Consider the following 13,772-nt stretch of genomic DNA (forward strand, 5'->3'; position numbering starts at 1 on the left):
GGCCCTACCGGCCCGATTTTCTGAATTTGAGCACATTTCCGCTGAAAAGGTCATCGCCCTCATTGGAAATATAAAGATTGCCCGCATTATCGAATGCAATGCCTTCCGGCTGGATGAACATGTTGCTGTTCAGGTGATGGGCGTCCTTCACCCGCCATTGCCGGTCGGCCACCACCATCAATTTATTCACCGCCGAAATAATGTACCATTCCTTGGTAATGGGGTTCCGGGCAATGCCCGACGGCCTGAAACCACGCGATACCTTGCCGGTAATCGCCTTAATTTCATCGACATTAATGGCAAACTTGCCCGACTCCGCTATTACCGAATCCGGACCGGTTTTCAGGATATATCCCGAAACGCTGTTCTTGGAGTCGTCGCCTGTGCAGTTTTTACAGATCACAAACAATTCGCCGGTACCTTCGTCGCCGTACATTCCTTCATATTCACCTTTGGGTAAAATGCCTTTCACCTCCGACACCCCTTCCGGCTCTTCATAGACTGCCTCGGCCATCGGGAATGTGTAAATGGCACCATTGCTTTTCAGGATATAGGCGCGGTCGTTGATGATCGATACATCTTCATAATCACCCTTTTTACCAAATTTCGCATGTAATTGCTTCGGCACATCCCATGCAAGCCTGAACAGCTTGCCGTCCTCGTCCTGGATCGCGTAAATCGTATCACTTTGCCCCTTATCGAACGCAATGCCCGACACCTCGAAAAGGCTTTCGGGCAAGTTGAACTTCTCGGGTTTGTTCAAATCATATTCCCGGAAAATTTCCGTCTCCTTTTGCGTTGAGTTGCAGCCGACTGTCAGCAAGCCCAGCAATGCAATAGTCGCCAACGCCGGTCCGTAGTTTTTCATCAGAATGTCTTTTTAAGATTCTCGACAGCACGTGTCAGGTACTGGTAAATTGCCTCCTGCGAGCGCACGCCGCCAGGAAGCGTCGTAACGGGCGCATTATGCAGTTTTTCATCGATCCACACGGCTTGTACAGTGTCGTCCCATTGCAGGGCGAGGATATCGATGAGCTGCTTTTTCAAATCTTCGTGGTAAATGGGGAAACAGACCTCTATCCTGCGGTAAATGTTACGGTTCATCCAGTCCGCGGAGCCCATGAATACCTCGGGTTGCCCATTGTTATGGAAAATGAAAACACGGCCATGTTCGAGGTAACGGTCAACAATGCGCTTGATGCGGATGTTTTCGCTCTGTCCCGGAACGCCCGGCACGAGCCTGCAAATGCTCCGCACGATCAGGTCCACAGTAATGCCCGCATTCGAAGCTTCGTAAAGTTTATTGATCAGGACTTCCTCTTCCAGGTTGTTCAGCTTGATGGTAATGCCCGCTGGCAGGCCGTTTTTAGCATTATCAATTTCTCTGTCTATCAGTTCGATGAACCGGTTTTGCAGATTGAACTGCGCCACGAGTAAATGCTCGAACCGCATGGCATCAATCTTCTCCGGTTTCTTCTTTTTACTTAAAAAACCAAACAGCAGCTCTGTTTCTTCCAGCATAGCAGGATGCGCCGTGAGCAGGATATGATCGGTGTAAAAACGAGCTGTACCTTCGTTAAGGTTACCCGTCGCGAGCAAGCCGAGGTGGGAATGCGTCTCGTGTTTCCGCTTCACCAATGCCAGTTTCGCATGCACTTTCAATGCATTGACGCTGTGGATGATCTTCACGCCCGCCGATTTCATCTTCTTCGCCCAGCGGATATTGTTCGCTTCATCGAACCGCGCTTTCAGCTCGACAAGTACCGTTACTTTCTTGCCGTTATGGGCCGCGGTAATGAGCGCGTGCGCAATTTTGGAATCATATGCAACGCGGTACATGGTCGTGTAAATCTCCTGCACCGAGCGGTCGATAGCGGCTTCGTTAAAAAACCGGAGAATGGTGTCGTAGGTCTGGTAAGGCGCATGAACCATCAAATCACGGCGGGTCAATGCCTCGAACAAGGTTTCGGGTTCTTCAAACCCTTCCAGGTGCTGCGCTGCCGGCCAGGCCGGGTACGAAATCGCCGGAGAAGCGACAGGCAGCGCCGACAGGTCTTTCAGGTTATGATAGCGCCCGCCTTCCACAAGCGATGCTTTTTTCAGATCAAACACATTCACAATGTATTGCAAATGCCGCAACGACATACCTGGCTCGTACAGCAACCGCGTGGCCAGGCCAAAATCGCGTTTGCTCAATTGCTTCTCCACCTGCTCTGCCGTATCGTCGCCGTCTTCATCAAGCAAATCCAGCTCCGCATCGCGGGTGACTTTGATATTGAATGCTTTGATATCCAGCGCCTCCGGGAACAGGATCGGCAGATTGCACCGGATCAGGTCTTCGAGGAAGATAATGTATTCGCCGTCGGGCTGTTTAATTTTCACAAACCGGTCGAGCTGCGGCACCGGGATATTCACCAGCGCTATTTTTTCCTTATTGCCAGGCAGTTCCAGCACTACAACGATGTAAATCTGGTTGTTTTCTGGAAAAAAAGAAGTCTTATCGTTCAAATAAACGGGCTGCAAAAAACCCGCTATTTGTGTATAAAAATAGTGGCGTGCGAATGCGGCAATCTGTTCGGAAACGGGTTCTTTATATAAAAAATGAAACCCCAGCCGTGCCAGTGCCGGAATGACCGATTTCCCGAGAATGCGGCCGAATTCATCCTGCTGCCGGTTTACTGTCGCCTCGGCTTCCAGGAAGGCATTGTTAGCAGCATCCTGCATCGAATTCTTTTGCAGGTATGGCATCCGTACCCGGTAAAATTCATCGAGGTTGGACGAATAGATCGATAAAAACCGGATCCGTTCCATGAGCGGGACGGTTTCGTTCGCGGCCTCCATCAATACCCTTTCGTTGAAGGAAAGCCAGCTGATATCCCGATTGAAATAGCGGAACGCTTCCATAAGGCGACGGATCAGTGTTCGAAGAAAATGGAGGCGATCACAAATGCGACCACGGAAATGACTATACCAAACATGAATACGTTATAAGCCACCCGCAGCAAGCGATACTTTCGACCGAGTACAACTCCCTGGGAATAAACGTCCTTGGTCAAGCTTCCGTAAAGAAAATCCCGGTCGTTCATCATCGTTTGCATGCCTTTGGAATACTCATTGAACGACATTCGGTAGAAGTTTCCGAAAAACAGCAGGTTCACGCTCTTCGCATCAATGTCCTCTTGCGTGAACGTGCCGCGCGGGATAGTCGGGCGTGTGGACAGGATCGAGAACACCATCGTAACCATACACACCGTGAGCAGCATCATCGTCGGGAGAATGAGGTATGCATTGTCTTCGAGCTTACGGACGAGCACGCTCAGAAGCACCGAAATGATGATCGACGTGGTGGTGATCATAATATGCGCCTTGTTATCAGCCATATCGCTCAGGCGCTGGTGGTTGTTGGAACTGATCCTGAACATGGTTTCGATGCCTTTGTCCGGCCGGTCATCCTTTTTCTTTTTGCCTTCGGCTATTTCAGGGATGAATGTCTCCTTATGATGCTTGATCACCGGAAGGTCCGCAACGGGCGATGTAGCCGGACTGGTTGCCGGTGGCTCGGTCGCTGGTGTCGCCGACGCGGCCCGCTGCTGCGATTCCTGTACAGCCGCCTCTTCCAATGCGTCTTCCAGCAGCTTTTGCTTCAACTTTTCGAGGTTCTTTTTCTTTTGTTTATCCAAAAGATCGCGACAGTAATCGGTCTGATATTCGTGGTTCTCGAGCAGTTTAATGGTGCTTTTGCGCCACTCGGTCTTGTCGATTTTCCTTCCCAGGCGCTGCTCGGCTTCTTTTCGTACGAGCTTGTTCCAATCCCCGAACTCGGGTGTACCCAAATGGTAGAGATCGGCGTCGCAAACAACCTGTTGCAGAAAATTGGTCGGCTTTTGCGGCCATACCGTCGCCAGAATGCATCCCTCCACCTCGGCGATCACATCCTCTTCCACCTCTTCCGAACGGAGAAACTCCGCGGCCATTTCAGCGCCACGCTTTTCATGCCCGGCGGCCTCGCCGGTACTGTACCCCGTATCATGAAACCAGGCGGCCGTTACGACGATGAAAGTCTCCTTATCCTCCAACCGGTAATGGTTGGCGATCTTGACGGCATTGCCTACCACCGACTCCGTGTGAACGAGATTATGGTAGCTAAGCTGTGCCAGCGCCTTGGTACCGAAAAAGTGGTGGACGTGATGCTTAACCTTGTCGAGCCGATGGTTATAGTTCATAGAACGTTCAGTTATGATGCTTCGTTAATTCCAGTCCGATTCCAGGTTCACGCCCACGCGGAGCGCTTTAAGACCCGTAACACCCTGCAAGTCTTCGAGATCGAAGAATTCCAGGTCATCCAATAAAGTATTTTTTTCCTGCAAATACCGGATATAGCCTACATATTCTTCAGCCGATTTGCTGTTGAAATATACCAACGCGATCTTGCCCGGCTGGGTAAGCCGCTCGCCGGTTCCTTTCACATGCACCTTGTCGATCCGCTTCTTGATTACCTGGTACCGGATATTGTAGGCGCCTTCGACATCGAACCGCCGCTCGTCGTCCCGGAAGCTGATATCGATACTGCCCGAGTTGATGAAGATCAGCTGGGTAGTTTCGAGCGGCTTTTCCAATTGCGGGATCAGCGAATGCGTAATGCGGGCAATGGCAGCCATGGTCGTCAGTTGCCACAGACGGATATTTTTCAGGTAAAGTTCACTGAAACGCTTTTCCGGTTCAATGGACTGACCAATGTAAATGTCGTACTCGATTCCGTCCGTCCGGAATTTCTCGAAATAGCACGGGTAGGATTCCTGGATTTCGTTGCGGAACAGATCGAGATAGAGGTTGACGGACGAGTTGATTGCCTGCATCGACGCCTCCAGTTCACGGCGGTTGGCAAACGCGGCGCCGTGGTCCTCGTCGATCATCTCAAAATACTGGTCGATGCGGTTGCGCAGCACCAGCTCGCCGGGGTCCATGGCGCCGGAGCCGAACATTTTCAGACTTTCCTCTTTGAAATGCTGCAAGAACGGGTGCGCCTCGTTTTCGAGAAAATCCCGGATCTTCATTTCATCGTTGTCGGTGCTTTCGTCGGTGATTTCCGCAATCCATTTGCGGCACTTGAAAATCATCTCGTCGGCCAGCCCGAACCCGAGTTTTTGTTTAAGAACAGTAAAGGTTTCTATCAATACATTGAATTGAAGGCGCAGGTCTTCCCTGAGTGCTGCATTTCTTTCAAGCGTGGAATTCCGGATGTCGATCGCGCCGTAGAGCGGGTACACGTTCCGGAACTGGATGCTTTCTATTTCTGCATTCTGCGGGTTCAGGGCCTTGTCGCGAATGTAATGCCAGGCGGTTTCGCGGAAGCGCCATTGTACCGCGGGTTGCAGGGAGGTAAACTTGTCGCGGATCACGTTGTCGATCTGCACATTGAACTCGTCAATGTAGTTGGTCATCATCTGCGCGATCCACGGCAATGCAATATCCAGCTTCGCGAGCAGGCGTTCATCGATCGACTTCTGCTCTTTGGAATACACTTCCAGCACACCTACGACCTTGTTATCGTGGTAAACGGGCAGCAATGCGTAAGCTTCCACGCCATCGTTTTGCAGAATGCGGATAAAGTCCTGCTTTTTAGGGTCTTCGGCACCCAGGTTACGCAGCAGCAGCGTTTTCGGCGCCTCGAAATACTGGGTAGCCATGTCGAGGTACGTCTGCTCGGCCATGTCGTTCTCGGTAGCGGCGCTCATTAGTTTACTGAACAGGATCGAGCCCCTGTCAAAAACAAGCTTGTTGTTCACGCGCAGCACGGCCATAAGTCCGAAATCGACACCAGCATTTTCAACCAACATTTTCAAAGCGCCCGCCACGTAGTTGAAATAGGTTTTCGGGTCGTACGAAGCGCGGTCGAGGATGGTATTCTTTATATTTTCGACGGCGTGCTCAGCGGTAACGTCATTAAGCGTAATCACCGAGAAACCTTCGAAATGGAAGAGGCTGTGCGGCAATAGGGTGGAAAATACATTCAAATCGAAATTCTCCTGCAAATCCGAGCGCAGCGTATCGAGGTCGAGCTCGGGGAGGCTGCCTTTGGCATATACTTCACAAAAACTGTTGTCGATATGCACCCGGTAAAACTTCTGCAGGCCCGAATCGTCGTCCTTCAAAGTGATGATCATATCCGGGTGGTGCAGCGGCGGAAAATGGTAGAGCTTTTCCAGAATGAAGGAATAGAGCATCTGCATTTTCTGCTTGTAGTTGACCCCGCGATCTTCGATGAGGTCGCACCGTATGTTGCCATCCTGCTGAAAAAGCAGGCTGTAAAAACCCGACGTGCCATAAAAAACAATAGGGCTGACGGGTGCACTCAACGCCCAGAAAACTTCCTTTTCGTTGGCGATAGGTGGCATGAGCATGCCATAGATCAAACTCAGTTCCTCTTTATAGTTGGTGACTTCCGAGAGCGGAATATCCTGGCTGAACGCCGGGTTGGCTTTCAGTTTGTCAAGAACCAGCGAGAAAAATGTCTTTTTGACCGTTTCTTCCTGATCGATTTTACTTTCCAGAAAGCTGATAAAGCTCCGAAAAGAAATGGATGAGTCAAGTTTCTGGAGACCGTATGGTGTGTTTTGAGTTACATCAATCGTGATCGGTTCCATTATTTGGTTTTTTGCACACTGAATGAATGCTCTGATGGCTTTCGGTTACTAAAATTCAGTGTTTTTTGTCAAACTGCCAACGATAAACGTTGAATTACGGTTCCATTAAACCGATTCGACCTTTTCCTGCGTTACCGAAGGCTTGATGATCATTCGCAGGGACTGATCTTTGGTAAAATAGGCGATCATCCAGTTGTAAAGCGTTTTCATACGATTACGGTGGTTGATCAGCGATATGAGGTGTATGAAAAGCCAGGCCAGCCACGCGATCATGCCTTTGAAATGTACTTTCGGCGAAGGCAGGTCCACCACAGCTTTGGCACGACCGATAATGGCCATCGAACCTTTGTCATTATACTTGAATGCGTACAGCGGCTGGTGTTCGGCGATCCGTTCGAAGTTGCGCGCCAGGTTCTTGCCCTGCTGGATCGCCACCTGCGCTACCTGCGGGTGCCCGTTCGGGAAGCCCTCGTCGGTGGTTTGCAGACAGCAGTCGCCGATCGCGTAGATATTATAGGTACCGTTCACTTTGTTGTACGCATCCACGAGCAGCCTGCGCCCGCGTCCGTAAGCTTCTGCTGGAATGCCTTCGAAGATTCTGCCCGTAACCCCGGCCGCCCAGATGAGCGTCTTGGCTTCGATACTGTCGCCTTCGGAGAAGTACACCTTGTCGTCGACAAAGTCGGATACGTGGGTATTGAGGCGGATTTTCACGCCGAGTTTGCTCAGGTCCCGATAGGTATCTTCCTGCGACGCCTTGCTCATTGGTGAAAGCAAGGCCTCACTGCCGTCGACCAGGTATATTTCGCTGCCTTTCCCGGCCAGCTCGGGATACTCCTTGCGGAGAATACCATTACGCATTTCGGCAAACATCCCGGAAATTTCCACGCCGGTAGGCCCGCCTCCTGCGATCACGACCGTCAGCAGCTTTTTGATCTCGGCCGGGTCGGTACTGAGCGTCGCCTGCTCCATTTGCATCAGCAGCTTGTTCCGCATACTGATCGCATCTTCGAGCGTTTTCATCGGCGTCGCATTGCGCTTGACATTCTCCATCCCGAAGAAATTCGTTTCCGCGCCCGTCGCGAACACCAGGATATCGTAGGCCAGTTCGCCATTATGCAGGATGATCTTGTTCTCCCCCGGCACCACTCTCTGCAACTCTCCCAACCGGAAGTGAAGGTTTTCTTTTCCTGAAAAGAGTTTTCGGAACGGGTAACTGATGCTCGATGGTTCCAGGAAGGCCGTAGCGACCTGGTATATCAGCGGCGGAAAGAAGTTGTAGTTGTTCTTGTCTACCAGGGTTACCTCAAATTTCTCGCTCTTTGCAAGGTCCAGCGCCAGGTTGACACCGGCAAATCCTCCTCCTACGATTACAATATTCATGGTGCTTAATTTATTAGGGGGTTAATGAAATGTATGCTTCAGGGTAGGGTCAGGAGGCTTAACCAATAGTGTGCCAATGTGGTACTTTCGAACGGCGTTCCATATAAAACGCCATTTCCCTTTTTTCAGGCCATGCTGTCGGTCATCTTTCCGGATTTCTTCAAATACCTTACATAACCATACAAAGCCCCGAGTATCAGCACGATCGCAACAAAAATAACAACCCTGCTATCCGGTTCCGGTACGATTTCCGGGTATTTGAAAATCAGTATGGCCACTATGCCTATCAGCCACACCAGCAATGTATTGTACTCTTTTAAAAGCCAGCGTTTGTAATTGAAACGCATACCTTTGAAAGTCTCCGAAATACCGGCCGGGTTAATTAGCCAGCGGTTTACACGACTGCAATAGGCATCGAACTGTGCTCCGAATTTATTCCTCAGAAAGTTCTCTTCCGCCAGCACAATCGCCTGATAAATAAACAAAAACAGCGGCATTACGATTCCGACATATATCAGCGAATTGGCTAGAATACCCACACCCAGCAGCATCAGTATATTACCCACATACAACGGGTTGCGACAATGCCGGAAAATGCCTTCGGTTACCAGCGTTTCGGCATACACCTTTTTATCGCGCCCCCCGCGGATAATGTACGCGAGGCCGATGGTAATGCCCCGGATCAGCTCTCCCGAAAATGTCACCAGCAATCCGAGGATCACCGGGTACAGGTAATAGCCCGGGCCGAATTGCTCCCGTGAAAAGATCGGCGGCGAGGGCAAAAACAGCAGCAGGTACAGGATGATAAACAGGTTATTTCTGTACTTGAAAAAGAAATTACCGATCGCGATCATGATTTTTTATAAGCTATCATTCCTGAAAAATTGTACCACTTGAAGAAAATTTCGCAGTCCGCGAAACCGGCCTCTTTCAGCAGAAGCATGTTTTCAGACAACTTGTAAGGGATCAGCACATTTTCGAGCGCCTCCCGTTTCTGGGATATTTCGAGCTCGCTGTAATGGTTGCGCCGCTTATAGTTGTAATAGTATTTAATAAAATCACGATTGAACACGCTGCTCTCCGCGAGCACTTTCTCCACCAGCAGCAACACGCCACCGGGGTTCAATCCTTCGTAAATATTTCTCAGAAGTCTTTCGCGGTACAATGGCCTTACAAATTGCAGCGTAAGGCAAAGTATCACCACAGAACCATTGGAAATGGGAAGTGGCTGGTGCAAATCCCCCGCGACGAGGTCGTAAGGTCTTACAAAACCCGCTTCTTTCAGCTTAACATCGCATTTGTCAAGCATTTCCTGCGACTCGTCGATCCCAATAAACCGGATGTCGGAGGGAATGAGTTGGTCCAAACCAATCAGCGTCGTGCCGGTAGAACACCCCAGGTCGTACACCAATGTTCCTTCTTTCACATGGTCGGCAGCGATCTCGGCGAGCATCCGCTGCATCTCGTTGTAATAGGGTACCGACCTGCTCACCATGTCGTCAAAGACATTCACCACCGTGGTCCCGAATTTAAAATCGGAGACCCTGGTAATTTCATCTCTGAAGACCTGGTCTAAATTCTCATTTCCAAGGTTCTTCATAAGTTAAAGTTACGGTTAGATCGAGTTAGATTTTGGGGTGCGCTTTTCGTTGGAGTCGAAAACCCTGTCCCAAATATCTGAACTTACACCGTAACCTTTACTTGCATCTGAATAATGATGTTGCATATGATGCTTTTTTAATTTCTTCCAGAACCCGGATTTGAAATTAGCATGATGCAACGCATAATGGCTCATATCATAAAAAAGATACCCGGCCATGAACCCCGCATAGAAAGCCGCTACGTAATATTCACTCAAAAAAAGTGTGAACAGGAAATAGAAGCCCGTCGCCAGCGGAATGCTCACCGAAGGCGGCATTACCAATCTTTTGGCGTCATTGGGATAATCATGATGCACACCATGGAAAATGAAATGGATGCGCTCCATGAACTTGCCGCGGGGTGTAAAATGAAACACGAACCGGTGCATAAAGTATTCGGTGAAAGTCCAGAAGAACAGTCCGCCGAATACGGTCCCTACAAAATTGTACCAAAGCATCTCCCCTGGCCCCAATGCTTTCCAGGAAAAGTAGCTGATCACCGGCACAAAAATGAAAAGGGGTACTGAGTAATGTACCTTTGAGAAAGCTTCCAGGAAGTCGCTTTTAAACATCCTGGTGGATTCCGTTGAGTTGGAGACATAGTTTTTAGGCATGTCAGGATGGTTTTATTCGCTGAATAATGGTTTTACCGGTGGCAATTTCGGTGCCTTTGAGCTCGATATAGAGCACATTCGGCGACCAGAAAGTACCGCCGTCGATCCGGATGAATACCCTGCTCAGGATGCATTCCTTCTTATCGATGCTGGTATAAACATGGTATTCGTTCCGGGCGTCCTTCCGCAGGTAGAGCGGCAGTTTCGAATACGCTACCGAACGGAGTTCGAAGCTCGCATTGCCGATCGCCTTTGAATTGATGCCGTATGCAAATTTCCGCTGCAAATAATTGAGCTCCTTGCGCATCCCGCCTTCCGGATAACGTATCCAAAACGTATTAACGGGGTTCTTTTCGCTGATTTTTCCTTGTTTGTCGACGTTAAGCTGGTAACAGATTGTATTCGTATTCGGATCGCGCTGAATGTAAAAAAGTAACCCGGGAACGTTGTTCGGCACCGGAAATTCGTCCGGATCCGTGGCCGTTGTACCGGCTTTTTTGTCTGGTAATCCTCCTGCATACGAAACAAGCGTCAGGCTGAGCGCCATCAGAATGTTGAGTACGTATTTCATGACTTCAATCGAAAACTACATTCAAAAAATGGCTTGTGCGATGATTTCACGGTCGCATTCGCCGTATTGCAACACTTCCTGCACATCTTCCGCATTTCCGGAAAAAGGTCCCGACGACTGGATTTTCAACGTCGCCATCGCCGCCCCGAATTCGCCGGCTTCCTGTACGCCCGCCCCTTTCACACGCTGGCTCAGGTAGCCGGCCATGTAGGTGTCGCCGCAGCCGGTCGCGTCTACCACGTCGGTCGGTTTGTAGGCAGGGATCTGGTAAAAATGGTTGTCTTTGTAAATCAAAGACCCTTTGCTGCCCAGGGTAATGATGACTTCTTTTACCCCCAGATTGGCGAGATATTTCGCACCTTCGATCACATCGCTCGTGCCTGCGACCACTTCCATTTCAAACTCATTGGCTTTGAGAATATGGATATAGGGCAACGCTTCCTTTTTAGCTTCCCAATCGGTATAAAAAACCTTCTGGTCTTTCACATAACGCAGGTAGCCCTGGATATCGAGCGAAACCTTGCCTTTCGCAGCCAGCATTTTGATCAGATCCACGGTAATGTCGTCCGAAAGCAACGGTCCCAAGTGGAAATACTTTGCTTCGATCGCCGGCATTTGCGACACGGTGAATGGTGCGGCCTTGTGCAGTACATTCTGCTCGCGGTGGTCCTGGTTGGCGCTGTAAATGTTTTCGAAATAAACGGTGTAGGGACTGTTCTGGGAAAATACTTCGATGTTCTCCTCTCGCAGGCCTGCGACGATATGGCTTTCCTTTTCAGCCAAAGCCGTTACGAGCATATAGCGGACATCGAACTGCCGGAGTGCCTTCGAAAAATAGAACGAAGTGCCCCCGGGCATATACTTGACAGACTGGGCAGTAACTACTTTATCCAAAGTGATATGCCCGATGGTACATATATCGTACATGATACTGGTGTCTCAACCCAAGCCTTCAGGCTTGGGTTATGGGTGATAACTAGCCCAGGCTCTCTATGGTGTCGGCCACCTGGGCAAAATCTGTAATTTCGGCATCGGCTACCGATACCTGTGCCTCGGCATCTTCTTCGAATCCCGCCACATTCAGCCAGATCGCCTTCGCGCCGGTCGCCTTTGCAGGCAGAATGTCTTTGGAATACGAATCGCCTACCGCTACGCATTCCTGCGGAGGAAAGCCCTGCGCCTCTACGCCCAGCTGCCATATCGCAGGATCGGGCTTCCGGACGCCGACCACTGCCGACTCCACGACAGACTGGAAATAATGCGCAATACCAAATTCCTTTAAAACGCTATTCAGGTTACCGTAAAAATTGGAAACCATCACGAGAGGGTATTCGGCGGCCAGTTTTTCAAGAACAGGCGCTGCCTTTTCAACACTAGTGCGTGCGACGCGGTCACAATCGCGGGCGATGGCTTCGATGGCCTGGCAGTCCAGCTCGTATCCGTTTTCCTTCAGATAGCCAAACTGCTGCTCTACTTTAAGAAACAGCACATCATAAAACACATGATGCGGCTGGATGATCGGATGGATAGCCAATGCCCTCTCACCAAACTTGTATGCACTCGCAAATGCTTCTTTGTCAACCTTTACATGACTACTTTGGTAAGCATCCCACAAAACATTGGCCCAATGCAAGCCGTTCGTATCGATCGTACCGCCGTAGTCAAATAAAATTCCTTTAATCATACTTTAGTTTCCAGTCTCCTGGGATTTGAAATCCCCGATTATTAGATTTTATATCAATTCTTATTCAAAATCTATCTGCAAGCTTTGCTGATGACACGAGCTTTTTTGCTTATAGCTTACTTCTGGGCAGTTGTCTAAAGACAACTACAATAGATTCATTTGTGCATTACAATCCCAAAGCCAGTCCCATTGCCCCGGTCTTTAGTCTGGGGATCCAGAGATTAATTAGAGCTAATGGGCACTGGTTCAAGTTCTGGGCTGTCCAGCCTGCCCTTTTTAGTTTTTCTATTAATGAGGGCTAATCCGATGATAATCCAGACTATTTCCCTAATCCTCAAAACAACCCCTATAAAAATCCCCTGCGCGGCAGGCAATCCCACACTTCCTAATGCCAATGCCAATCCACCTTCACGGGTGCCGAGCTGCATCGGAAAAAAGAAAATCAAATTCGCGAACAACGACGAGCCGGAGCTCACGATCAGCGACTGTGCCAGGCTCATTTCCATTCCGATGGCGTGGGCCGTGAAATAGATTTCCAGACAGCCGATTACCCTTCCTGCAAATTCATAAAACAATGAGGCGTAAAATGCGTTCCGGCGGTCGGAGTACAGGACGCGGATCTGCTCGTCTACTTCATAAAGCGTTTCCGCATTTTTGGCAGCGAACTCGCGTGCTTTGTTTTTGATAAAAGGTACTTTTTCCAGCAAGCGGAACGTGCTTACCGTGAAACCTTTTTTATATACATTAATAAACCAATATCCCAGCACCAGCCCTACTACCAGCAATATCCCGCAACCGGCCAGCATAGCATCGCTCAATGGAACTACGGCCACGATCAGCACAATGGACGCCAGCCAAAACAGCACGTGCGAAAACATGTGCATCAGGCTGTATAGCAGCACCGAAGAAGTTGCTTTCTGGATACCGAGCGTCGGTTTCAGCTCCATTATGCGGTAAGGCTCGCCGCCTAATGCGACGAACGGGGTAATGTAGTTAATCGCATAGCCCGAAATCGTCAGCCGCAGCACCGACCAGAACGACATATTCGTTTCCGGCAGTTGCGGCTCACGGATGATCGCGCGGAATGCGAGGGCATTCAGGATGTAGATCACCAGCCAACTGCCGATCACCGGCAGGAACCAGATGCCCGTCCTGTTGATGTTTTCCCAAATCACGAGCAACCCGGTGCCATAGATCATATAGCCCAGCGAGAAAATACCGATTGCCATGAAAAGG

12 protein-coding genes are annotated in these 13,772 nt (G+C 49.8%); all 12 read right to left on the minus strand.

Annotated elements, in window-relative coordinates:
• Window positions 1-4 precede the first annotated feature (4 nt).
• A complete protein-coding gene (locus AC2YIT_RS01450) occupies window positions 5-868 on the minus strand; it encodes an SdiA-regulated domain-containing protein (RefSeq protein WP_487278014.1) in 864 nt (287 codons plus the stop codon).
• A complete protein-coding gene (gene ppk1 / locus AC2YIT_RS01455; protein WP_430843160.1) occupies window positions 868-2,904 on the minus strand; it encodes a polyphosphate kinase 1 in 2,037 nt (678 codons plus the stop codon). Before ppk1 ends, AC2YIT_RS01450 begins: the two co-directional genes overlap by 1 nt.
• Before the next feature lie 11 nt (window positions 2,905-2,915).
• On the minus strand, window positions 2,916-4,223 hold the full coding sequence (locus AC2YIT_RS01460) for a Pycsar system effector family protein (protein ID WP_487278015.1): 1,308 nt from the start codon (window positions 4,221-4,223) through the stop codon (window positions 2,916-2,918).
• 24 nt (window positions 4,224-4,247) lie between these two features.
• A complete protein-coding gene (locus AC2YIT_RS01465) occupies window positions 4,248-6,644 on the minus strand; it encodes a GAF domain-containing protein (RefSeq protein ID WP_430843156.1) in 2,397 nt (798 codons plus the stop codon).
• 105 nt (window positions 6,645-6,749) lie between these two features.
• Complete coding sequence (locus AC2YIT_RS01470) at window positions 6,750-8,027, minus strand: NAD(P)/FAD-dependent oxidoreductase (RefSeq protein WP_430843154.1); 1,278 nt, start codon at window positions 8,025-8,027, stop codon at window positions 6,750-6,752.
• 125 nt (window positions 8,028-8,152) lie between these two features.
• On the minus strand, window positions 8,153-8,881 hold the full coding sequence (locus AC2YIT_RS01475) for a methyltransferase family protein (RefSeq protein ID WP_487278016.1): 729 nt from the start codon (window positions 8,879-8,881) through the stop codon (window positions 8,153-8,155).
• Window positions 8,878-9,627, minus strand: a complete 750-nt coding sequence (cmoA, locus tag AC2YIT_RS01480; protein ID WP_430843150.1) for a carboxy-S-adenosyl-L-methionine synthase CmoA — start codon at window positions 9,625-9,627, stop codon at window positions 8,878-8,880. The genes AC2YIT_RS01475 and cmoA overlap by 4 nt, the downstream gene beginning before the upstream one ends.
• Window positions 9,628-9,642: 15 nt before the next feature.
• The gene (locus AC2YIT_RS01485; RefSeq protein WP_430843148.1) at window positions 9,643-10,281 is read right to left on the minus strand and encodes a sterol desaturase family protein; all 639 of its coding nucleotides are present in this window, start codon (window positions 10,279-10,281) and stop codon (window positions 9,643-9,645) included.
• Window position 10,282: 1 nt separating this feature from the next.
• Window positions 10,283-10,852 (minus strand): DUF4833 domain-containing protein, encoded by a 570-nt coding sequence (locus tag AC2YIT_RS01490; RefSeq protein WP_430843146.1) that lies wholly within the window; start codon window positions 10,850-10,852, stop codon window positions 10,283-10,285.
• A gap of 21 nt (window positions 10,853-10,873) precedes the next feature.
• Entirely contained in the window at window positions 10,874-11,779 is a 906-nt protein-coding gene (locus AC2YIT_RS01495) for a PfkB family carbohydrate kinase (protein WP_487278017.1), read from the minus strand.
• Between the two features lie 49 nt (window positions 11,780-11,828).
• The gene (locus tag AC2YIT_RS01500; protein ID WP_487278018.1) at window positions 11,829-12,536 is read right to left on the minus strand and encodes an HAD family hydrolase; all 708 of its coding nucleotides are present in this window, start codon (window positions 12,534-12,536) and stop codon (window positions 11,829-11,831) included.
• A gap of 221 nt (window positions 12,537-12,757) precedes the next feature.
• A complete protein-coding gene (locus AC2YIT_RS01505) occupies window positions 12,758-13,765 on the minus strand; it encodes a lysylphosphatidylglycerol synthase transmembrane domain-containing protein (protein ID WP_487278019.1) in 1,008 nt (335 codons plus the stop codon).
• Window positions 13,766-13,772: the final 7 nt, after the last annotated feature.

Source organism: Dyadobacter sp. SRI_021 (assembly GCF_057586235.1).

Bases quoted from the DNA above. Each gene is read 5' to 3' on its own strand.
- AC2YIT_RS01505 (WP_487278019.1), bottom strand. From the start codon at position 13,765: ATGGCAATCGGTATTTTCTCGCTGGGCTATATGATCTATGGCACCGGG.
- AC2YIT_RS01475 (WP_487278016.1), bottom strand. From the start codon at position 8,881: ATGATCGCGATCGGTAATTTCTTTTTCAAGTACAGAAATAACCTGTTT.
- ppk1 (WP_430843160.1), bottom strand. From the start codon at position 2,904: ATGGAAGCGTTCCGCTATTTCAATCGGGATATCAGCTGGCTTTCCTTC.
- AC2YIT_RS01490 (WP_430843146.1), bottom strand. From the start codon at position 10,852: ATGAAATACGTACTCAACATTCTGATGGCGCTCAGCCTGACGCTTGTT.
- AC2YIT_RS01450 (WP_487278014.1), bottom strand. From the start codon at position 868: ATGAAAAACTACGGACCGGCGTTGGCGACTATTGCATTGCTGGGCTTG.
- AC2YIT_RS01470 (WP_430843154.1), bottom strand. From the start codon at position 8,027: ATGAATATTGTAATCGTAGGAGGAGGATTTGCCGGTGTCAACCTGGCG.
- AC2YIT_RS01495 (WP_487278017.1), bottom strand. From the start codon at position 11,779: ATGTACGATATATGTACCATCGGGCATATCACTTTGGATAAAGTAGTT.
- AC2YIT_RS01465 (WP_430843156.1), bottom strand. From the start codon at position 6,644: ATGGAACCGATCACGATTGATGTAACTCAAAACACACCATACGGTCTC.
- AC2YIT_RS01485 (WP_430843148.1), bottom strand. From the start codon at position 10,281: ATGCCTAAAAACTATGTCTCCAACTCAACGGAATCCACCAGGATGTTT.
- AC2YIT_RS01500 (WP_487278018.1), bottom strand. From the start codon at position 12,536: ATGATTAAAGGAATTTTATTTGACTACGGCGGTACGATCGATACGAAC.
- AC2YIT_RS01460 (WP_487278015.1), bottom strand. From the start codon at position 4,223: ATGAACTATAACCATCGGCTCGACAAGGTTAAGCATCACGTCCACCAC.
- cmoA (WP_430843150.1), bottom strand. From the start codon at position 9,627: ATGAAGAACCTTGGAAATGAGAATTTAGACCAGGTCTTCAGAGATGAA.